General features: G+C 58.2%; 16 protein-coding genes. 8 read left to right on the forward strand and 8 right to left on the reverse strand.

Annotated elements, in window-relative coordinates:
* Nucleotides 1-36: 36 nt before the first annotated feature.
* Nucleotides 37-1,224 (reverse strand): cation diffusion facilitator family transporter, encoded by a 1,188-nt coding sequence (locus WG31_RS03520; protein WP_063353670.1) that lies wholly within the window; start codon nt 1,222-1,224, stop codon nt 37-39.
* Between the two features lie 206 nt (nt 1,225-1,430).
* Here WG31_RS03520 and WG31_RS03530 point away from each other — a divergent pair, with 206 nt between their 5' ends.
* Complete coding sequence (locus tag WG31_RS03530) at nt 1,431-3,089, forward strand: NAD(P)/FAD-dependent oxidoreductase (RefSeq protein ID WP_006117126.1); 1,659 nt, start codon at nt 1,431-1,433, stop codon at nt 3,087-3,089.
* A 13-nt stretch (nt 3,090-3,102) separates the two neighbouring features.
* On the opposite strand, the gene WG31_RS03535 is transcribed toward WG31_RS03530, so the two are convergent.
* Nucleotides 3,103-3,900, reverse strand: a complete 798-nt coding sequence (locus WG31_RS03535; protein WP_035354304.1) for an alpha/beta fold hydrolase — start codon at nt 3,898-3,900, stop codon at nt 3,103-3,105.
* A gap of 248 nt (nt 3,901-4,148) precedes the next feature.
* Between WG31_RS03535 and WG31_RS03540 the strand changes: the two genes are divergently transcribed.
* Nucleotides 4,149-4,964, forward strand: a complete 816-nt coding sequence (locus WG31_RS03540) for a universal stress protein (protein WP_006117128.1) — start codon at nt 4,149-4,151, stop codon at nt 4,962-4,964.
* Between the two features lie 59 nt (nt 4,965-5,023).
* Complete coding sequence (locus WG31_RS03545) at nt 5,024-7,348, forward strand: hypothetical protein (protein WP_063353672.1); 2,325 nt, start codon at nt 5,024-5,026, stop codon at nt 7,346-7,348.
* A 169-nt stretch (nt 7,349-7,517) separates the two neighbouring features.
* Here the strand turns inward: WG31_RS03545 and WG31_RS03550 are convergent, their stop codons facing one another.
* From WG31_RS03550 to WG31_RS03565, 3 genes are all read right to left on the reverse strand, one after another.
* The gene (locus WG31_RS03550) at nt 7,518-9,488 is read right to left on the reverse strand and encodes an OPT family oligopeptide transporter (RefSeq protein WP_063353673.1); all 1,971 of its coding nucleotides are present in this window, start codon (nt 9,486-9,488) and stop codon (nt 7,518-7,520) included.
* Nucleotides 9,489-9,665: 177 nt separating this feature from the next.
* Nucleotides 9,666-11,528: an alginate export family protein gene (locus WG31_RS03560; RefSeq protein ID WP_063353674.1), complete on the reverse strand. Its 1,863-nt coding sequence runs from the start codon at nt 11,526-11,528 to the stop codon at nt 9,666-9,668.
* A gap of 246 nt (nt 11,529-11,774) precedes the next feature.
* Nucleotides 11,775-12,428 (reverse strand): hypothetical protein, encoded by a 654-nt coding sequence (locus WG31_RS03565; protein ID WP_209439366.1) that lies wholly within the window; start codon nt 12,426-12,428, stop codon nt 11,775-11,777.
* A gap of 79 nt (nt 12,429-12,507) precedes the next feature.
* On the opposite strand from WG31_RS03565, the gene WG31_RS03575 reads away from it, so the two are divergent.
* Entirely contained in the window at nt 12,508-12,738 is a 231-nt protein-coding gene (locus WG31_RS03575; RefSeq protein WP_006117133.1) for a DUF3126 family protein, read from the forward strand.
* Between the two features lie 124 nt (nt 12,739-12,862).
* Here WG31_RS03575 and WG31_RS03580 read toward each other — a convergent pair whose 3' ends face one another.
* Complete coding sequence (locus WG31_RS03580; RefSeq protein WP_006117134.1) at nt 12,863-13,474, reverse strand: DUF2939 domain-containing protein; 612 nt, start codon at nt 13,472-13,474, stop codon at nt 12,863-12,865.
* Between the two features lie 193 nt (nt 13,475-13,667).
* Here WG31_RS03580 and WG31_RS03585 point away from each other — a divergent pair, with 193 nt between their 5' ends.
* The 4 genes from WG31_RS03585 to WG31_RS03600 all read left to right on the forward strand — a co-directional run bounded on the left by WG31_RS03585 (nt 13,668) and on the right by WG31_RS03600 (nt 18,612).
* Nucleotides 13,668-14,480, forward strand: a complete 813-nt coding sequence (locus tag WG31_RS03585) for a HesA/MoeB/ThiF family protein (RefSeq protein WP_063353676.1) — start codon at nt 13,668-13,670, stop codon at nt 14,478-14,480.
* Nucleotides 14,481-14,759: 279 nt separating this feature from the next.
* Complete coding sequence (locus tag WG31_RS03590) at nt 14,760-15,761, forward strand: SH3 domain-containing protein (RefSeq protein WP_063354862.1); 1,002 nt, start codon at nt 14,760-14,762, stop codon at nt 15,759-15,761.
* Between the two features lie 32 nt (nt 15,762-15,793).
* Nucleotides 15,794-17,254: a pyruvate kinase gene (gene pyk / locus WG31_RS03595; RefSeq protein WP_006117137.1), complete on the forward strand. Its 1,461-nt coding sequence runs from the start codon at nt 15,794-15,796 to the stop codon at nt 17,252-17,254.
* Between the two features lie 143 nt (nt 17,255-17,397).
* Nucleotides 17,398-18,612, forward strand: coding sequence for an SMP-30/gluconolactonase/LRE family protein (locus tag WG31_RS03600; protein WP_063353677.1), 1,215 nt, complete (start codon nt 17,398-17,400; stop codon nt 18,610-18,612).
* A 13-nt stretch (nt 18,613-18,625) separates the two neighbouring features.
* Here the strand turns inward: WG31_RS03600 and WG31_RS03605 are convergent, their stop codons facing one another.
* Both WG31_RS03605 and WG31_RS03610 read right to left on the reverse strand, forming a co-directional pair.
* Nucleotides 18,626-19,780 (reverse strand): MFS transporter, encoded by a 1,155-nt coding sequence (locus WG31_RS03605; protein ID WP_063353678.1) that lies wholly within the window; start codon nt 19,778-19,780, stop codon nt 18,626-18,628.
* Nucleotides 19,781-19,844: 64 nt separating this feature from the next.
* Nucleotides 19,845-20,345, reverse strand: coding sequence for a hypothetical protein (locus WG31_RS03610; RefSeq protein ID WP_081461462.1), 501 nt, complete (start codon nt 20,343-20,345; stop codon nt 19,845-19,847).
* Between the last annotated feature and the right edge of the window lie 10 nt (nt 20,346-20,355).

Consider the following 20,355-nt stretch of genomic DNA (forward strand, 5'->3'; position numbering starts at 1 on the left):
TGGCGGCATAAAATGCGCGGGAAAGGGAAAGGCGCGTCAGACGGTGTGCGGGTCTGTTAAGGCGCAGGATGGGGCATAATCTGCGCCTTCTATCTGCAAGGTGGGGTGCACAATGCCAAAGCGTTCACGCAGGGCGGCGGCGGCTTTTTCCAGCAGGGCGGTATCACTTTCCTGCACCGTGGCGGAGGTGCGCACCAAATGCACCGTTAGCGCTGTTTCCGTGGTGCTAATGGGCCAGATGTGCAGATCATGCAGATCCGCCACACCGGGCAGGGTGCGCAAAAAGCCTTCTACGGCCCCGGCATCCACCGCGCGGGGCACGGCATCCAGCGCCATATCCAAGGAATCCCGCAGCAAAGACCACGTGCTGGCCACCACAACAATGGAAATGGCCAAGCTTATGGCAGGGTCTATCCAGTTCAGGCCCGTTAGCAGCACCAAACCGCCCGCTATCACCACGGCAAGGGAGGTAACAGCATCCGCCATAAGGTGCATGAAGGCCGCGCGAATGTTGAGGTCTCCCTTCTGCCCAGAGGCAAAAAGCAGGGCGGTGGCGCCGTTCACCACAATGCCAAGGGCGGCCACAATCATCATGGTTTTGCCAGCTACGGGGGCGGGGTCAAACAAGCGGGTAATGGCTTCCCACGCTACGCCGCCTGTTACCAGCATCAACACCAGCGCGTTGGCCAGTGCCGCCAGAATGGATGAGCGCCGCAACCCATACGTAAACCGCAGCGAGGGCGAGCGTTGGGAAAGGTGCTGGGCCATCCATGCCGCCGCCAGCGCCAGCACATCGGAAAGGTTGTGCCCCGCATCGGCCAGCAGTGCCAGCGAGTGCGAGAAAAAGCCCCACAGCGCTTCGGCCACCAGATAAAGGCTGTTGGCCGCAATACCTATGGCAAACGCTTTGCCGAAGGAGGCTGGCGTATGCACATGGGCGTGCCCAAAACCGTGGCTGTGCCCGCAACTTCCACCCGCAGCATGGTTGTGCCCGGTATGGTCATCATGCCCAGCGTGATCATCATGGGCGTGATCATGTTCTCCTGCGCTGCATTCATGCGCGTGGGTGTGCGCATCTGCTGCGTGATCATGCTCTGCGGTGCAGGCTTCTGCATGGCTGTGCGCGTCTGGTTGGCCCGGCGTGTGGTGTGCATGACCACAGGCTGAATCCGCAGGCTGGGAAGATGGCATATGATCGTGCGGCGAAGGCATGGGAAGAAGCATTCCTGAATGAATGGAACAATAATGGCTGGGCAGGGGCAAACCAACAGGACCAACCCGGTCTGTCTTATCTATGTCTGCTAAGGATGGCAGGGAAGGGCAACATCTTTTTTGTGACCCACACCGCCAATATTGCGCCACACGGCAGAGCAGCTTAGGGAAAGAGCAGATTTTTTTTCACGCCTGTTTGAAAGGTAAGGGCACAGCGCATGCTCAGATTGACCGAATTACGGCTTCCGCTAGACCATTCGCCACAGGCGTTGGCACAGGCAATCTGCGAGCGGCTGAACATTACCCAAGATGCGTTGGAGCATTACAGCGTGTTCAAGCGCGGGCACGATGCCCGCAAGCGGGTGGCCATTAAGCTGGTTTATGCCGTGGATTGCACCGTAAGGGACGAGGCCGCCGTGCTGGCCCGTTACCGTGCCGCCCACCCCAAGGATAACCACGTACAGCCATCCCCCAACATGGAATGGGTGCCCCCTATTGCTAATGGGGCAGAACTGGCTGCTCAGCCCGGTTACAAGCGCCCTATTGTTATAGGTGCCGGGCCGTGCGGCTTTATGGCCGCCCTTGTGCTGGCGCGCATGGGCCTGCGCCCGCTGCTGCTGGAACGCGGCAAGGTGGTGCGTGAGCGCACAGTGGATACGTTTGCCCTATGGCGGCGCTCTGAACTTACGCCAGAAAGCAACGTGCAGTTTGGTGAGGGCGGGGCCGGAACCTTTTCTGATGGCAAGTTGTATAGCCAGGTTAAAGACCCACGCTTTTTAGGCCGCAAGGTGCTGGAGGAGTTTGTAAAAGCTGGCGCGCCGGAGGATATTCTGTATCTGGCCCACCCGCATATTGGCACATTCCGCCTTGTTTCCATGGTGGAGCATATTCGGCGCGAGGTAGAGGAAGCAGGTGGGGAATACCGTTTTCAAACCCGTGTGGATGGGTTGGTGCTTAACCCGCAAACCCGCGCGGTAGAAGGTGTGCGCACGGCTGAGGGTGAGACCATACACGCCGATCACGTTATTCTGGCCGTGGGCCACAGCGCGCGTGATACGTTTGCCATGTTGCAGGCCGAAGATGTGGCCATGCAGGCCAAGCCGTTTTCCATTGGGGTGCGGATTGAGCACCCGCAATCGGTCATAGATGTGGCGCAGTTTGGCCCCAGCGCGGGAAACGAGCTTCTGGGCGCTGCGGAATATCGGCTGGTGCATCATGCCAGCAATGGGCGGGGCGTGTATTCCTTTTGCATGTGCCCCGGCGGTACCGTGGTGGCGGCTACTTCGGAAGAAGGGCAGGTGGTTACCAACGGCATGAGCCAGTATTCCCGCGCCGAGCGTAACGCCAATTCCGGCATAGTGGTGGAACTGCGCCCCGGTGTGGATTACCCGGATGACCCGCTGGCGGGCATGGCCTTTCAACGCCAATGGGAGCGCAAGGCGTTTGAACTGGGAGGCGGAGATTACCGTGCCCCCGCCCAGCGTGTAGGAGATTTTCTGGCAGGCCGCCCCTCTACCACGTTGGGGGATGTTGTGCCCTCCTACAAACCGGGCGTAACCCCCACCGATCTTTCAAAATGCCTGCCCGATTTTGTGGTGGAAGCCTTGCGTGAGGCCCTGCCGAAGTTTGACCGCAAGATCCGCGGCTTTGCCATGGAAGACGCGGTGATGACCGGGGTGGAAACCCGCACATCCTCCCCCTTGCGCATTCCACGGAATGAGGGCGGGCAGTCTATCAACACGCCGGGCCTGTATCCGGCGGGTGAAGGGGCAGGTTATGCGGGTGGTATTCTCTCTGCCTCTATGGATGGTATCCGCATTGCGGAGGCCGTGGCCCTTAATCTGGCAGGCAAGCCAGCCACACTGCCACCCCGTTAGGTTTTTTGCGCCTTCAGGGTGTGGAGGCGTCTTCTGTCTGGGTGGCAAATTCTTCCACCAGTTCCATAAACCGGCGCGGGGCATCTGCATGCACCCAATGGCCTGCGCCGTTGATTGTTTCCAACCGATAGTGCGGGAACAGATGGCGCATCTGTGGGTAATTGGTGGGCTGAATATAGGGTGATGTTTCCCCCCGAATAAACAGCGTGGGGCCACTATATTGCGCACTAGGGGGCAATGTGGGCCAGCCCATCATGGCGGGCATTCCGGCCAGAATATCGTGCATGCCAATGGCCCAGCCGGGGTTATCCCCCATGCGGATGTTCTGGATCATCAATTGCCGCACGGCATCATTGCTTATCAGCGGGCGCAACAGCTCATCTGCGCTGCGTAAATCCAGATGCGGGGGAAAAACCAGCTTATCCAACCCCGGCGGCAGATCCATCCGCGCAAAGCCACCCTGGCCGGGGGCAATATCCACCACCAGCAGGCTTTGCACGGCCTGTGGGTGAATAAGGGAGAGCATCATGGCGGTTTTGCCACCCATGGAATGGCCAAGCACCAAGGCTTTTTTGATGCCATGATGGTGCATGGTTTCCAGCACATCTTCCGCCATGGCGGGGTAGCTCATGGGGCCGTGGGGGCTGTTGCCGTGGTTGCGTAAATCCATTGCCAGCGTTTGGCGGGTGGCGGCCAGCTTACGTTGCACAAAACCCAGATTGCGCGCACGGCCAAACAGCCCGTGCAACAGCACAACCGGCGGCAGGGGAGAGGGGGCATCGGGGCCGCGTTCAATCACGTTCAGCAACACGGTGGCCGTATCCTTTTTTGCGTAAGGGCTGGTGTTATCCTTGCGGTTGTGCCGCGCTTTGCCCCGAAATGCGAGAGGGGGCGGCATGTTTTTTCTTCACCTTCCAGAGAGAGGGCAGGCGTGGCACAGTTGGAGGGATGGGCAACCCTTTAGCCGGCGGGCACGTTTGGTGTGAATGCTTTCTGGCGCTGGCCCACCATAGGTGTGCGTGGTGACACGCCACAGATAAAAACGGGAGAGCGCAAGCAATGCAGAGATGTCTTGTTATTCTCAGCCAGCAGGATCAGGCGGAAGTACTGCTGAACATGGCCGCACAGTTTCTGGCCCGCGTAAACGGCAACCGCATGGATGTTCTGGCCGCGCGGGAGCCTCCTACGCAGGTGCTGGGCAATATGGGCCTGACAGATGAAAGCGCTGCCGTGCTGCGCGAAAACCAGCGTGAATGGGCTGATAGCCTGCACACAATTTTCCACCGCTGGCTGGCGGAGGAATATGGTTCTGGCGCAGAACGGTTAAGCAAGGTGGAAGTAAACTGGCTGGACCCCGAAATTACGGTGGACAGAATTATCAGCGGTTATGGCAAGGATGCCGATTTGCTGATTATGAACTTTCCCGATAGCCGGGATAGTGACCAGAAAAAACTGGCCACCCGTTCAGCCATTTTTCAAACAGGCCGTCCCGTTCTGTTTGTGCCACCTTTTTGGGATCGCCCAAGTGGGGACCATATTCTGATGGCATGGAAAGATACGGAGGGTTGCCGCAAGGCGTTTGCCTCTGCCCGCGTATTGCTGGCGCAGGCCAAACAGGTGGATGTGCTGCAAACACCGGCTTCCCCCATGCCGATGGATATCTTGCCCGGCATTACGCCCGAACGGGTGGAGATGAATCCAAGTGATGATGCCAGCAAGGCCGCACAATCCATTCTGGGTGAGGTAGATGCCCGGCGGGCGGATTTGTTGGTGATAGGCGGGTATCAGCACAGCATGCTGTATAATCGGCTTATGGGCAGTGCTACGGATTATATTCTGGCCCACCCGGATGTGCCGGTCTTTTTGCAGCATTAACGCACATACAAGGGGCGTATTGTGTAGGAATACGGCTTCCCCTTTGCTAAGGCGGGCATATGCCCGCTTTTTCTTTTTTTGCCCGCCATCGGTTTTGTGCTCATTGGCCTGTATGGCACGTGGTTGTGCTGGCATTGCTGCCCGTGCTGGTGCATCTGCCAGAACTTCTGGGCCCGATGCTGTGGGGTGGCGCAACGTCCGACCCTATTTCTGTGCTTTCGGCAGGCACGCAAACGCGGCGCAACTGGCTGGAAGGCGGCATGTTACCCGGTTTGCCGGGGTGGGTAGATGGCTGCGCGGGTGTTATTGTGCAGGCATTGGGCCACTTGGCCGCAGCAGATTGGCGGCATGGTATTTTGCCGTGGTGGAACCCGTATAGCGGCGTGGGCATGCCGCTGGCGGGGGAGTATCAGCCCGGCGCGTTCTTTTTGCCTTTTGTGCTGCTTTTAGGCCTGCCCGGTGGGCTGTTGCTGCTTAAAATTGCGCTGCAAATTCTGGCAGGTTTTTGCATGTACGCCCTGTTGCGCAAGCTGGGGTTGGATGCGCGCGTGGTGTTGGCCGGTGCCGTGCTGTGGGCGTTTAACGGCACGTTTGCGTGGGCATCGGATGGGCCAAGCCAGCCGCTGGCCTTTTTGCCTTTGGACTTGCTGGGGGTGGAGGTGTTGCGTGGCACGGCACATGGCTGGGCCGGTATGCGTAACTGGGGCCTGCTGGCCCTTGGCTTGGGGGGCATGGTGCTTTCCAGCTTTCCCGAAACCGCGTTTTTGCAGGGCACATTGGTATTGTGCTGGGCTTTTTTGCGTCTGGCGCAACAGCCTGCGGGGGCACGCGCACCGTTTGCCGCCGCCATTGCGGTTGGCGGCAGCACGGCCCTGCTTTTAGCTGCCCCGCAGCTTGTGGCGTTTGCCACTTATTTGCCCCATGCGTGGGTGGGAGACCACGCAGCGGGTATTTCCATCACCCAGCCCATCACATGCTGGGCTATGGCGCTGTTTCCTTACATCAATGGCCCCATTTTTTACGGCCCGGCCTCTCGGTACGAGGCATGGTGGAGTGTTGGCGGATATTGGGGGGCTGTGCTGCCATTTTTGGCACTTCTGAGCCTATGGGGGCGGCGAGACCGGGCGGCACGTATTATGCTGGCAGCCTATTTTGTGGCTTGTGTGGGCAAGCAGGCCAACCTGCCCGGCATAGCCCCGCTTATGGATATGATACCCGGTATAGCCCTCACGTTTTTTCATCGCTTTTGCTACCCGATGGAGGAAATGGCGCTTATTCTTCTGGCCGCCTTCGGGCTGGATGATGTGTGCCGCAATATTGGTGCTCAGGCGGGCGCGGGTGTTGCAAAACAACGTGTCAAAAGCTGGCTGATATCCGCATGGCCTGCGCTGTGCGCCGGTGGTGTTCTGCTGCTGTCCACCTATGCCGTGTGGCGCTGGAACGCCCCCGCACGGGCCGATTTATGGGGCTTTGCGCAAGGGCCTGTGCCTTCCCGCTTTTATGCTTTTGGCTCTGTGCTGGCAGGTGGTGCATTGGTGGCACTGTGCCTTGCCGCGTTGCTATTGCCGGTTTTGGCGCGGTGGCGCTGTGCTGTTCTGGCAAGTGCTGTGGTGGCAGAAGCGCTTTTTCTGTTTTGCGTGCCGCTACTCTCCACCCGCAGCGTGCTGCCGGTAGATGCCACGCTTATCAACACCATGAAGGCACAAATCGGGCTGAACAGGTTTGTATCTCTCGGCGGGTTGGCTCCCAATTATGGTGCGTATTTTGGGCTGGCCTCTCTCAACCACAACGGCGTGCCCATGCCTGCTGCGTGGATTGCCCGTTTGCAGCAGGATTTTGGCGCAAACCTTAACCCCGTTACGTTTGATGGCATTACGCCCAACACCCCGAATGGGCACTTCTTTTTGCAGGATGTTCTGGGCCAAAAGCCGGAGGTTCTGGAACGCTTGGGCGTGGCTCTGGCAGTTGTGCCGCATGGTATGGTGCTGCCGGGCCAGCAGGAGGCCCCCGCCGAAAAACGTCTGCAATTGCTTTACAGCAGTGCCGCGAATGATCTGTACCGCCTGCCTCATCCCGCCCCGTATTTTGAGACCGCAGAGGGCTGCGAGATTCACCCAATCTCCCGCACCGTACTCCGCACACATTGCCGCACGGCTGCCCTACTTATTCGGCGCGAACTTATGCTGCCCGGTTGGCATGTGCGCATCAACGGGCAGGAAGCCGCTATTGGGTATGAAGAAAACCTGTTCCAGCGCATCACTTTGCCAAAAGGGGCCGCGGATATTTGCTTTTCCTTTACCCCACCCGGTATGGCGTGGGGCTGGGCGGGGCTGGTGTTTGGCTTGGGGTTGTTGGGATTGGGCTTTAGGCGCAGACAAAAATGAAAAAATCCTGATTTCTACAAAGAAAAAAGCCAATAAGGCTGTAACGTTCCTTTGAATGTCTTACAGGTTTGCCAAACAGAACGTAGCGCGCTCCACCCGCCGCATATCTTAAAGGGTGTTTACGTGTTGTACGCCCTTGCCGGGGGTAAGCCTTTTGCGCAGGCCGCGTTTAACGCCCCTGTGTTTCAGCTTGCAGGGTTTTACGCGCAAACCACCAGCAGACAGCCACAAAAGCAGCAGCGCCCAACACAGGTGGCAGGTTTGCGGGCACATAGTGCGCGATGGAGAGCGCATCATCCTGCCCCAACGCGCCAGAAAGCACGGCCAGCGCAACACCTGTCAGGCTTTCCCCCACAATAAAGCCAGAAGCCAGCATGGTGCCAATGGCGGCGTTGGCAGCAGGTTCTGTTTGGTGGTTCTGTGCCCTGCGGGTTTTGATGTGGTGTTTTAACCCCCAACCCAGAATAGCCCCAACAGCCAACGTGATACTAACAGAGGCAGGAAGATACAGCCCCACCGCCACGCCCAAAGGTGGCAACGCCATATGGCGGCGGCGCAAAAGCTGATCCACCCCCACCAGAACAGCCCCCAGCGCCATGCCAATGGAAAGCATGCTCCAATCCAGCGAGTGCGTAAAAATGCCGTTGGCGATCATGGCAATAAGCGCAGGCTGTGGGGCGGAAAGCGCATGCGTGGGGTCCATGCCGGGGCGGGGCATGGTGCCAGCAAAACCATAGGCTTGGTAAAGCAGGTTTAGCACAGGTGGAATAACCGCAGCCCCCACCACACAGCCTACAATCAGCGCCACTTCCTGCTTCCATGGCGATGCCCCAACAAGCTGCCCGGTTTTAAGATCTTGCAGGTTATCGTTGGAAATGGCCACCGTGGCCGTAATGGCCGAAAGCACTAAAATGGTAAACGCCGTGGCCAGTTTTTGCCCCTCGGCCATCATGCTGGTGGGGGTAAGGCCCAAGGCTTCCAGCGCCAGTATCATCAGGGCGGAAAGCACAGCGCCAATAATGATAATGCCCGATATGGGGGAGGAGGAAGAGCCCACAATGCCTGCCATATAGCCGCAAGCTGCCGCCATAATAAAACCAAACACAATGCAAAACAGCACAGCAGCGGCCACAACAGGCCAAAACCCCACCGCAACAGGGGCCAGAAAATACGCAAACAGCCCAGCCAGCATGGCGGCGGAAAGCAGCAGCAACAGCCCCATGCTGCGGCCAGACATATCGCGCTCTGTATCGGGCACCAGGGTTTGGCCGCGGCCTGTCAACATGGCGCGCAGGCCACGCAGCACAGGCGGCATAAGTTCCACCAATGTCCAGAGCGAGGCCACGGCAATGGCCCCCGCACCAATAAAGCGCACCTTGTGCAGCCATACATCATGCGCAAAGGCGGCAGGGGCCAGATGTTCCGGGTTGGGCAAATGGGCCGTTAACCACGGTACACCCATGCCCCACGCCAGAATGCAGCCCAGCAGCATGGCCAGCCCGCCAGCTATCCCCACCAGATAGCCCGCCCCAACAAGAGCGAGGGAAAGCCCGCCGGAAAATTGAAACACCGCAGCCCCAGCGGTGGCTGTAAGGGTGAGTGTATCGGCCAAAAGCCGCAGCCCAGCACTGGCGAATGAAAAAAGCGTGGCAATAACACCGCCGCCAATAAGGGCGCGCAGCCCGTGGCTATGGCCTTTTTCTGCCCCGGCGCGCAAAATTTCTGCCGCAGCCACGCCCTCTGGGTAAGGCAGGCTGCTTTCTGTAACCAGTGCGCGCCGTAGTGGAATTGTAAACAGCACGCCCAATATGCCCCCGGCGAGTGAAAGCCCCGCCGTTTGCCAGAACGGAAAGTTCTGCCAATACCCCGCCATAACCAACCCCGGAAAGGTGGCAAACACGCAAGAAAGCGTGCCCGCTGCCGAGGCTTGGCTTTGCACCATATTGTTTTCCAAAATGGAGCCACCGCCCAGCATCCGCAGCACAGCCATGGAAATAACCGCAGCGGGAATGGAGGATGCAAACGTAAGCCCAATACGCAGGCCCAGATACACGTTGGAAGCAGTAAAAACGATGGTGATGAGTGCGCCCAGCACAAGCCCGCGCAGGGTGAGTTCTTGGCGGGTGGGGGGTGGCGTCATGCTGGGGCCTCGGGCTGCTTGCTTGGTCTGGCTGTGGCAAGGCGGCCCGATGGATGCATGTGCAGGACATGCGTGGCGCATGGGGCTGCCCCGTCTGGTTTGTATATGCTGCAAGCATTACGATGGACGGGGCAGTTTGTCTGTACCGCTGTGGCCCAATGGGCACAAAAGCGAGGGTTAAAAGGTAAGTTCCAAGTTGCTCTGCACGAACGCGCCGGAGGATGCGCCCGCGTTAATCATGGTTTTGGAAGCAAAAATATATTCGCCATCAACGCTTAGCGTAATGTGGCGCGTGGCACGCCACGTAAAGCTGGCCTGCGGCATAGTGGCCGTATAGGCCCCATGTGGGCGCAGGTTATAAAAGGCTGTGCCGCTGGCATAAATGGCATCTTGTTTGCTGTTGCGCCACACCACGGGCACCTTCATCAGCAAGGTGGTGTTGGGGGTGGGGGAAACCGTGGCAATAGGCCCTACATCAATAATGTTGGATTGCCCGATATAGGTGCTGATATCCAGGTAGTAGGCGCTGGGCACGTAGGGTGAAAGAAAGCTGCCCCAACTGCTGCTCTGGCTTTTGTTCATGTTGCCGCCAGAAACATCATCCACCTGAATCCCCACAGCCGGATGCCCCGCCCATTTGGCAAAGCGCCATGAGAGTGTGGCGTTGATGGAATAAGCAGAAACAGGCCGTGTGGGGCCGCTTTTGGCCGCGCGGAATTCTCCCCCCTGCCACATGCCGCCAACAGAAAATTCAACAGGCCCGGCGTTACCCCATACGCGCATGCCCGGCGTATCACGGTGGGTAGAACCCGCAATGCTGCCGCCTGCTGCTGTGGGCAGAGCGCTGCTGGCCAGAATAATGCCGTAGTAAAAGCTATCTACAAACACTTGGCTGTTTTTGCCCAGAAACGAGAACTTGGGCAGCGCGTAGGATGTGTAAGCCCCAAACAGGCGAGATCTCCACCCCACGGTATCATGGAAGGCAATGGGCGGGCTGTTATCTGTTAGAGTTAGATAAAAGCCATCTACGCGAAAGTTCTTCCAAAAGGCATAGCCGCGCAGGCCGTTCCATGAATACGGCAGGGTGGGGTACACGCTTCCTGCCGTAAAATATGGGGGGGCATCCAAAAAGGTCATGCGCCCGGCCATGCCGCCTACGGTGGCGCCCAGCACTTTGCCGCGCACTTCTATAAACGCCTGCTGGGCATCCAGCTTGCTGCGCCAGCGGCCTCCGGCATAGCCATAGTAGTTTACACCTGCGGCTTGCCCGCTCATCAGCTCCCCATACAGGCGGACGTGCTCGCCCAAGTGCAGGTCTGCGCCCAGATTCCAGCGAAAGTTGTTGCGATAGGCAGGATCTTTTTTGGTGGTGCCAAATCCTGCACGCTGATCATAAAAGTTGTGCTGGCGGAAGTTGCCGCTGAAGGACAGGTAGATATCTCCTTCCTGATTGAAGGGAATGTATTTAAGCGCATCCATGGCATCTATGCGGTTGCGCTTGTCCCGCAGGCTGGACCAATCCTCCGCCCACCGCGAAACAGCATAATACCCCACGGTGCCAAACCCTGCGGCAGCTCCGGTATTGGCGTTAAATACCCCCCACGGCCCTTGGTGCAGCAGGGCGGTAGATAAGGGGGAAAGCTCCAAAGATTGCGGCTGACCATATGCTTCTGGTCGGCTGGTGAGCGGGGGCAGCAGGCGTGCATTATCCCAAAACCCCGGCTTGGCGGCAGGAGTGGCAGAGGATGTGACTTCTGCTGGTGCTTCCTTGGCGGGCACAACAGTGGTTGGTGTTGTGCGCACAACGGCAGGTGTGTGCGGGTAATGCAGATGCGCGGCGTTAGGGGCTGTTTCTGCCGCCGTAGCGTAGGGGGCAAGACACACCGCAAATCCGGCGGCAGAGGCTGCAAGCAGGGCGTGTAGGCCAAAGGCAGGCCAATAAACAGGCGTGCGGGCAGGGAGGGCAGGAGAAGAAAAAGCCGGACAGTAAACGGCGGCAATGGCCTGTCCGGGACGAGAAAATCCGGGGTATGCGGTCATGGGCCGGGGTTCGCTTCTTGTTATTTTTTTTGGGAGATATTCTAATAATGAATATCTAATATTTGGATGTTATCACTTCACGCGCTCAGGTCATATCTAAATTGCGTGTGGTGCATTTCTGGCTTGTGTAGCATTTGCGGCTGAAAAGGCGCGCATAGACCGGCTGAAACTGGCAGTATTTCTTGGGTTTTTGTGCCAGCTTCAGGGTTTCATAAAAACTGATTTAAGAAATAAACAAAAAAGTGTTCAGCCATCCAGCCTGTTCAGGCACCGTTGCGCACGGTCAGACAGATGAACATCATGCACATGGGCCACTGCTTGGCGGGCTTGTTGGCGCCATGTGTGGCTCATGCCTATGGGGGAACATACAGCCTGCAAATCTGCCTGTATGGATGTACCTTGCTTGGCAGCAGCCAGCACAACAGCCGGGTGCTTGGGCAGGGCGGCCTGCATGGTTTTGTAAAGTGTACGCGTTGTGTGCGAATCTGCGGATGGCAAAAGCGCGGGCACAAGGCGCGCGGCATCGGGCTGGCCAGAGGTTACGGCGTGCTGCACATCCGCCCAGCCTTTTTGGCGGGAGAGGGCTTGAGCTGTTTGGGCCGCGCCATCATGTGCCACCATGTTGAGAATATGGGCTGTGCGTTCTGGTTGCATCGGGGGCGGTGGCGCATGTTGCAGGGCAAAAAGGCACATTCCAACAGGCACGCAGGCAGAAAGCATCGGCACAAGAGCACGCAAGAAACGCAAGGGCAGATCCTCCTCTAACCAGTAAGTGACATGCACAGCAGAAAGTGGCGGCGGCAGGGCAATGCTGCGGAAAGGTTGCGGCAGCGTGGGTGGTTGTCCTATAGCGGGGCCACAGATCGGAAAGGCGACCGCGCCAGTGCCCGGTTGCTCCACCGTTTTCGGGCGGAGTGGCCCGTGCCTGCGCGGTTTGCCTTATTTTGGCGCAAAGTTATGCCAGCAGGAAAAGAATGACATGAGCGGTTCCATATCTCCTTCAGAAATCACCCGGCTTCAGACAGCTCTGCGCAGGCTGCTGGGTTCCGAAAAGCTGACAATCAACCCCGCACCTCGTGCAGGTATGTCTGTTGAACTGGCAGCAGATGGTGAAGTGATTGGCACCATCCATCGTGATGATGAAGATGGTGATGTGTCCTACGCCGTAAATATTGTGGTGCTGGAAGAAGACCTGCCCGCCGCCAAATAAATCAGGCGCAACGGCTTGCAAGGCCACTTCATACGTAGGCAGGCAGTACGCTGCCGCCTACGGGTGGGTGGCCTTTTTTATAAGGGCCACCCACATATACGCTAGGGTGCAGGCGGGTTAGAGTTTAGGCGTTGGATGGCGCAGCAGAGGCCTGAAGCACTGGAGCCCGCGCCGTGGGGAATTCCACATTGGTAATTTTCCAGCGCCAACCCTGTATCCGCATTTCAATGCGCAGGGGTGTTTCACGCTCATGCCCTGGCAGGGGCACTTCCGCCACAAACTGATCAAGCCGTGCAAACCTTACGGACGCATGAGCCGCCAGAGAGGCGAAGGAAATATTGGGCTGGCTGACAGGCACAGCCGCCGGAATGGCCTGATCTACCAGCATGCCCAGATTGTTTTGCGTTACCGTGGTATCCACTGCGTTGGAAACAGCCGTGGCAGCAAAGGATTCACCAAATTCGGGCAGATCGTCCGATGCAGGGATAAGGTGCAGGCCATTAAGCGTTTGGTGCTTGATGGAGGCATCTAACGCCCCCCAGTTAATCACTTGCCCAAGGGCCGCCATATCGTGGGTGTGCAGGGCAGAACCCACACTCCACAGCGTTACAAAAGGGGAAGCCAGATACACACCCAGTGCCGCTACGGCTGAGGCAACACATATCCCCCGCGCGGTCTGGCGCGGGGTCAGACTGGCTGCTCGAGCAGGCTGCCCGAACTGAGGAAGGGATATCATGTTTGCATTCCTCTTATGTTGATTTTGCAGGTTACTATAACAGAAGCATACCTCTGATGCACACTAACATGTCATGTTTTTGGTGTTATTACAAAAACGTGATTTTTGCCGCAACACGAAGCATGTTGGCTGTTTAACGCCATTCTGACCGATCGGTTCACTGTCTTTTTTACTTTTTTCAGGACGCCCCACCATGATTTCGCAGTTTTCTGAAGACGAGATCCAGCGCTATTCTCGCCACATTCTTTTGCCTGAGGTTGGCGGAATCGGGCAGATGGCGCTGAAAGGGGCTTCCGTGCTGATTATTGGTGCGGGGGGCTTGGGGTCACCCACAGCGCTGTATCTGGCAGCGGCCGGTGTGGGGCGCATCGGGCTGGTGGATGATGATGTGGTGGAGCTTTCCAACCTTCAGCGCCAAATCCTGCATGCCACGGCCGATGTGGGGCGCAGGAAAATAGATTCTGCCCGCGCCACGCTAGAGGCGCTTAACCCCGGTATTGTAGTAGAAACATACCCCCAGCGGCTGGATGCCACCACGGCGGAAGGGCTGATAAGCCAGTACGATCTGGTGTGTGATGGGTGCGATAACTTTGCCACCCGCTACGTGGTAAACGCGGCCTGCGTAAAAACCCGCAAAGTGCTTGTTTCTGCCGCCGTGCAGCGGTTTGAGGGCCAGCTTTCCACTTTTCGCCCGTGGCGTGGCGGCCCGTGTTACCATTGCCTTTACCCACAAACCGATGGTGAAGCCTCTGGCCTGAGCTGTGGTGAGGCCGGGGTATTTGGGGCCGTAACGGGTGTTATGGGCACGCTGCAAGCCACAGAAGCCCTGAAGGAGCTTTTGAACATAGGGCAAAGCATGGCCGGGCGTTTGCTTATGTGGGATGCCCTGCGCACCCGCTTTACCACCATTATGCTGGAGGCAGACCCCAACTGCCCTGTTTGCGGCGGCATGGGGGTGGAACAGACCTGCACGCCCCAGCAACAGGCTACACCTTCAGCCGGGTAAACCGGCGCACCGGCACACATGCTTGCGACTCCTGATACCACGTGCATGCGCGGCACGTTACAGCGGCAAAAAACACAGGCCTGACACACTGGGGCTGCACCAGCATGGCATGTTGGGTATAGGGCGTGTATGCAGGGCATGTCTGGCGGGAATGTAAGGTTTGGCTTAGATTTGCCGCAGCTTTGGCAGGGCAGGGTATGCCACCTTATCTGCCTTCGCGCATGGGATAAGAAGCGATGCCTCTTGCCCCGGCGCGTCTCTCTTGGCAGGGATGCAGGCATGATGTTCACACGCTCTTCCATTTTCCGGCTTCACCTGCTGGCCTGTGCGGCAGGCTGTGCCGTGGCTTTTGCCAGTGTTCCCACGGTTTCTGCCCATGCGGCAGAGCAGAAAAAAACCACGGCGCACAGCCACCACGCTCATCATGCCGGAGCCACGCATGAGGGTGCTTCTGCCAAAGCCGGAAAAAAGGTTTCCGCTAAGTCAGACAGCGCCGATGCTAAGGCCGAGCACGCTAAAAAGAGCAAGCATCATAAAAAGCACCATGCCGCAGGGCACGAGGCCGCGCACACGGCGGCCGCCAAGCACCACCCCGCCGCCACGGTTGCTGCCGGTGCCGCAGTGGGGGCGGGTGCCGTAGCCGCTGGCACTGCCGCAGCAGATGCCGCAAACCCGGCCACACCTCCGGCAGATGCCGCGCCAGAACCCCCAAAAGGCACCGTAACGGGCCTGCCGCTGCCACGTTATGCGGCATTGCGGGCGGATGAAGTGAACATGCGTGCCGGGCCGGGGCAGCGCTTCCCCATTATCTGGGTGTATCATCGCCGTGGGATGCCAATACGTATTGAGCGTGAATTTGATGTGTGGCGTTTGGTAGAAGACCCCACAGGCCAGAAAGGCTGGATGCAGCAGGCTACCCTTGCGGGCGGGCGAGATTTTCTGGTGCCGGGTGAACCACTGGGGGATGATACCCCTATTGCTCCCAAGCTAGACAAGAATGGTGAAAAAATTCCCGCATCCGGCCACATGGATACGCGCGTTGTAGAAACAGTGCCCACGTTGGATGATGCCAAAAGCATTGCGGGTGCCGTTATGCTCCGCGCAAGTGCCAGCGATGATGCTCCCGTTGTAGCGGTGCTGAAACCCGGTGCGGTAGGCTCTGTTAAGGAATGTGCGGCGGGGTCTGCGTGGTGCAGGGTTTCCGTCAAACAGTATAATGGCTGGGTGCCGCGTAAGGCCATCTGGGGTGTAGATGCTGATGAGGCCGTGAACCCCTCCTGAAAGACCCCGGCGGACTAGAAGGAGAAACAGACATGGCTGAATCCACACAACAGGGTGCGGGTGCAGAACAGGCGCAAACGTGCCGTACTAAAATTGTGGCCACACTCGGCCCGGCTTCTTCAGATTATGCAACCATCCGTGATCTGGCTTTGGCCGGGGCGGATGTGTTCCGCTTTAACTTTTCTCACGGCACGCATGAAGATCATGCCGCCCGCCATGCCATTGTGCGGCAGGTAGAGGCAGAATTGGGCACTCCCATTGGTATTCTGGCTGATATGCAGGGGCCAAAGCTGCGTGTGGGCCGTTTTGCCGCAGGCCGTGTAACCCTACAGCCCGGTGCGGCCTTTCGGTTTGATCTGTCTGACACACCGGGGGATGAACACCGCGTTAATCTGCCACACCCAGAAATTATCAGTGCCGTGCGCCCCGGCAGCCGCCTGCTGATGGATGATGGCAAGCTGGCTGTTGTGGTGGAAAAGGTAGGGCCAGACTGGATAGAAACGCGGGTGGATGTAGGTGGCCCGCTTTCTGACCATAAAGGTGTGAACGTGCCGGATGTGGCGCTGCCTATTCCCGCTCTTACAGAAAAAGACCGCAAGGATCTGGCTTTTGCGTTGGATCTGGGGGTGGATTACGTGGCTCTCTCCTTTGTGCAGCGGGCCGAGGATGTGGCGCAGGCCCGCGCGCTGGTGGGTGAACGCGCCGCCGTGCTGGTTAAGCTGGAAAAACCGCAGGCCGTTGAAAATCTGGATGCCATTCTGGCGCTGTCTGATGCGGTGATGGTAGCGCGTGGAGATTTGGGCGTTGAACTCCCGCCCGAAACCGTGCCGCTGGTGCAAAAGCGCATTATTCGTGCGGCCCGCAGGCTGGGCAAACCCGTTGTGGTGGCCACCCAGATGTTGGAAAGCATGATTTCCGCCCCAACCCCCACACGGGCCGAGGCATCGGATGTGGCAACCGCCGTGTTTGATGGTGCAGATGCGGTGATGCTTTCTGCCGAATCTGCGGCGGGCAAATATCCGCGTGAGGCTGTGCGGATTATGAACCGTATTTTATGGCGGGTGGAAGAAGATGCTGGTTGGCAGGCCCACATGGCCGCTGCCCGTCTGGCCCCAGAAGATTATGTGGCCGATGCCATTGCCAGCGCCGTGCAGCAGGTGGCGGATACGCTCAAGGCTCCGGCCATTGTGGCCTATACGCACCGTGGCCCCACGGCGCTGCGTATTGCGCGTGAACGGCCCACATGCCCCATTCTGGGTATTACCCCCACGCATACATCTGCCCGGCGCTTGGCGTTGGTGTGGGGCGTGCGGGCCTTTGTAAGCGCGCCGCATAAACCCACAACCACGGTGGAAGATGTGGTGGAAGCAGCGCTGGATGTCGTGAACCGTGCTGGCATAGGACAGGAAGGTGATTCCGTCGTGATAGCCGCTGGCGTGCCCTTTGGCGTAAGCGGTTCTACCAACCTTTTGCGTGTAGCGCGTATTGGTTGAAACCCGTGTAGGGCAAAGGGTTTGCAATGGCCCTTTGCCTTTGCACAAAGGGGTTGCCACAGCAAAGGGGTGACAGTGCAGGGCCAAGGCAGTATGCACCCGCTCCATACGGCAAAGATTGTCCGGTAAACGCAGGAGGCATAATGGCACCCCCACGTAGCAGGCTGGCAAGACGTGCAATGCTTAAAGGCATAACCGCGCTTTCTGCAACCGTGGCGGCCCCGGTGCTGGCCCGTGGGGCGGATGAGATTTTGCCCGATACCGTGCGCCCGCCCGATGTTACCACCAATCCACCACGCCAATGGGGGGCAAATGCTTCTCCCGTTTACACGCCAGACCCCGATGTGCTGGTGATTGATCGCTCCTTTCGGGATCTGTTGTACGGCAATGCTGGCCTGCATCGGGTATGGAATAAAGGCACATGGCTGGAAGGGCCTGCGTGGTCCTCTCAAGGGCGGTATCTGCTGTTCAGCGATGTGGTGACAAGCCAGCAATACCGCTATTTGTGGGAAACGGGAGAGGTAACGGTTTTCCGCCCGGAATCCTACCACGCTAACGGCAACACGTTTGATTATCAGGGCCGCCAGATTACGTGCGAGCACTTTTTGCGCCGCGTGATTAGGTGGGAACATGATGGGTCTGCCCATGTGGTGGCAGATAAGTTTGAGGGCCACTCCCTCAACTCCCCCAATGATGTGATAGCCCACCCAGATGGCAGCATCTGGTTTACCGATCCGGGGTATGGAGACAACGTGGCCGAGGGCCATGCCGACATGCCGGGTGGTGAGGCCAACCCAGATGGGCATATCCGCTGGAAAATAGGGGAAGAACTTATTGGAACATTGGGTGGCACGCGGCGGCAGGCCGATCATACCTTCCGTGTAGATGCAATGGGCCACCTTGATGTGGTGCTTACGCAGGCACAGTTGCCCAACCCCAATGGCTTGTGCTTCTCGCCCGATTTTTCACGGCTTTATGTTGTTTCCTCTGGCAAGCAGCCGGGCGGGCATGGGCATGATGGAGATCAGGCCGTGCATGTGTTTGATCTGCACAAGGAAGAACTGCCGCTTTCCAACCCGCGCCTGTTTACCAACATGCGTTTTGAAGGCGTGCAGATGGGGCCAGATGGCATGAAGGCCGATGTGCATGGCAATATCTGGTGCGGCGTTAGCGGGCCGGTGGGGCTGTGCGGGGTGTTTGTGTTCAACCCCGAAGGGCACCTTATTGGCCGTATTCGCCTACCGCAAAGCGTTTCTAACCTTACGTTTGGCGGCCCCAAGCGGGATTGGTTGTTTATGTGCGCGGGGGATTCGCTCTATCGCTTGCAGGTGAACACCCAAGGCGCAGCCCCAGCCTGAGAAAACAGAGGGGCTAAGCGCTTTTTTTCAGCAGTAAGGGCAGCAGGCCAAACAGCGCGCAGGCAGCGGCGGCAAACCATGCCAAGCCATCTGGGGTTATCGCCATGGAACTGGCCGCCAGCGCAGGCCCAACAAACGCCCCCGCGCCCCATGCCAGGGAACTGAGGGTGTAAATGGCTATCAGATCGCCCCCTTTATAGCGGTCTCCCACCACAGACATGGCTACTGTGTAAATACTGGCAAACACGCCATCCCACGCAAACAGCAACACATAGGCAAACCCAATGTGGTGAATGGCGACCGGCCACAACAACGCGCCCCCCGCAGCCAACCCAGCTAATGAGACCAGAAGCCAGCGGCGGCTTGTGCGGTCTCCTATCCAACCAATGGGAATCTGAAACGCCGTGGCCCCCAGCAGCATGATGCTCAGCAACAGCGTGGCCGCATGTTCTGACCACCCGGAGTGCATGGCGTAGAGGGCCAGAAAAGAGGTGGCTGCCGAATCCAGCATGGCAATCAGCAACGTGGCGGCAATGACTATGGGGGCCAAAGGCAGGTAGCGCAGCAGGCTGGGGCGTTGCGGGGGTGTAAGCTGCGGATGTGGCAGCCACGGCGCGGCAACCAAACAGGTGGTAACCAAAAGGGCAATACTGGCGCAGGCAAAGGGCAGGGCGCTGGTGCGGCCTGTTACCGTTAGCAAGGCAGGGCCTGCGGCAATGCCAACGGAAAGCAGCGTGCTGTAAAGCCCCATCACGCGGCCTCTGGCGTGGTCTGGCGTAATCTGGTTCAGCCAGCTTTCAGAAAGCACCAGAATAATCTCGCACGCGGCCCCCAGCACGGCGCGCAGGCCAAACCATACCCAGATGGACGGCAACAGCGGAAAAAGGGCCAGCGTGGCCGCGCTTGTTAGCAAAGCCAGCGTAACAGCCCGTTTGGGGCCTAAAGCTATGCTGATGCGCGGAATAAATGGCGCAATGGCCAAGGAGCCGATAGCGTGCATCATGGTGTTGGCGGCAATCATGCCGGTGCCAAACCCCAGATCCACCATTTCCAGCGTAAACAGGGGTGCACAAAGCCCCATAACCAGCCCAAACATTAGCCCTACAACAGTAAGGGAAAGAGTAGGGACGGCGCTGACAATAGAGCGCACAGGAGGGTGAAGCAGCATAGGCTGGCTTGTAGCGGGTTGCGTGCGCCGGAGCCAGCCTTCACGCCCTTAGGCGTGCGCGTATTTAGAACAGTTTATTGATAAGCGTGTTGCCAATGCCAAAACCCGCGCCAGATGCCAAGGAATGCGCAAAGCCGGAGTTAATGACATCATCCAGCACATTTTCTACTTCCGGCTTAACGGAACTTAGGGCAGAGGGCTGCGGCGGGGCCACATTCTGCTGCACCTGCGTGGCAAGGGCCGTGTGCAAAGCCTGAAGCAAATTGATAATCTGAGATTGCTCATCCCGCAGGGAAAGGGCCAGTTCTTTCAGATCCAGCAACCATTCACGCGCCTGCATATCCCCGCCATCGGCAGCGGTTTGCATTTTGCCGCACAGTGTTTGCAGAGCCGTGGCAGATTGTTGGGCCTGTGCCTGAAACTGGTTGTAAGTTTGATCTATGGCCTGAATATCCATGCTAAAAACCCTTTCAATATAATGTGTTCCAAGGCCGGAAGCACACCACCATAAGGGGGTAAATGCAAGCTGTGCGGCCCTTGTGCGGCCACCCCCGGTGGCAGCCATGATACGCACT

Source organism: Acetobacter oryzifermentans, assembly GCF_001628715.1.
Classification (GTDB): domain Bacteria; phylum Pseudomonadota; class Alphaproteobacteria; order Acetobacterales; family Acetobacteraceae; genus Acetobacter; species Acetobacter oryzifermentans.

Bases quoted from the DNA above. Each gene is read 5' to 3' on its own strand.
- WG31_RS03520 (WP_063353670.1), bottom strand. From the start codon at position 1,224: ATGCTTCTTCCCATGCCTTCGCCGCACGATCATATGCCATCTTCCCAG.
- WG31_RS03530 (WP_006117126.1), top strand. From the start codon at position 1,431: ATGCTCAGATTGACCGAATTACGGCTTCCGCTAGACCATTCGCCACAG.
- WG31_RS03540 (WP_006117128.1), top strand. From the start codon at position 4,149: ATGCAGAGATGTCTTGTTATTCTCAGCCAGCAGGATCAGGCGGAAGTA.
- WG31_RS03545 (WP_063353672.1), top strand. From the start codon at position 5,024: ATGCCCGCTTTTTCTTTTTTTGCCCGCCATCGGTTTTGTGCTCATTGG.
- WG31_RS03550 (WP_063353673.1), bottom strand. From the start codon at position 9,488: ATGACGCCACCCCCCACCCGCCAAGAACTCACCCTGCGCGGGCTTGTG.
- WG31_RS03560 (WP_063353674.1), bottom strand. From the start codon at position 11,528: ATGACCGCATACCCCGGATTTTCTCGTCCCGGACAGGCCATTGCCGCC.
- WG31_RS03575 (WP_006117133.1), top strand. From the start codon at position 12,508: ATGAGCGGTTCCATATCTCCTTCAGAAATCACCCGGCTTCAGACAGCT.
- WG31_RS03580 (WP_006117134.1), bottom strand. From the start codon at position 13,474: ATGATATCCCTTCCTCAGTTCGGGCAGCCTGCTCGAGCAGCCAGTCTG.
- WG31_RS03585 (WP_063353676.1), top strand. From the start codon at position 13,668: ATGATTTCGCAGTTTTCTGAAGACGAGATCCAGCGCTATTCTCGCCAC.
- WG31_RS03590 (WP_063354862.1), top strand. From the start codon at position 14,760: ATGATGTTCACACGCTCTTCCATTTTCCGGCTTCACCTGCTGGCCTGT.
- pyk (WP_006117137.1), top strand. From the start codon at position 15,794: ATGGCTGAATCCACACAACAGGGTGCGGGTGCAGAACAGGCGCAAACG.
- WG31_RS03600 (WP_063353677.1), top strand. From the start codon at position 17,398: ATGGCACCCCCACGTAGCAGGCTGGCAAGACGTGCAATGCTTAAAGGC.
- WG31_RS03605 (WP_063353678.1), bottom strand. From the start codon at position 19,780: ATGCTGCTTCACCCTCCTGTGCGCTCTATTGTCAGCGCCGTCCCTACT.
- WG31_RS03610 (WP_081461462.1), bottom strand. From the start codon at position 20,345: ATGGCTGCCACCGGGGGTGGCCGCACAAGGGCCGCACAGCTTGCATTT.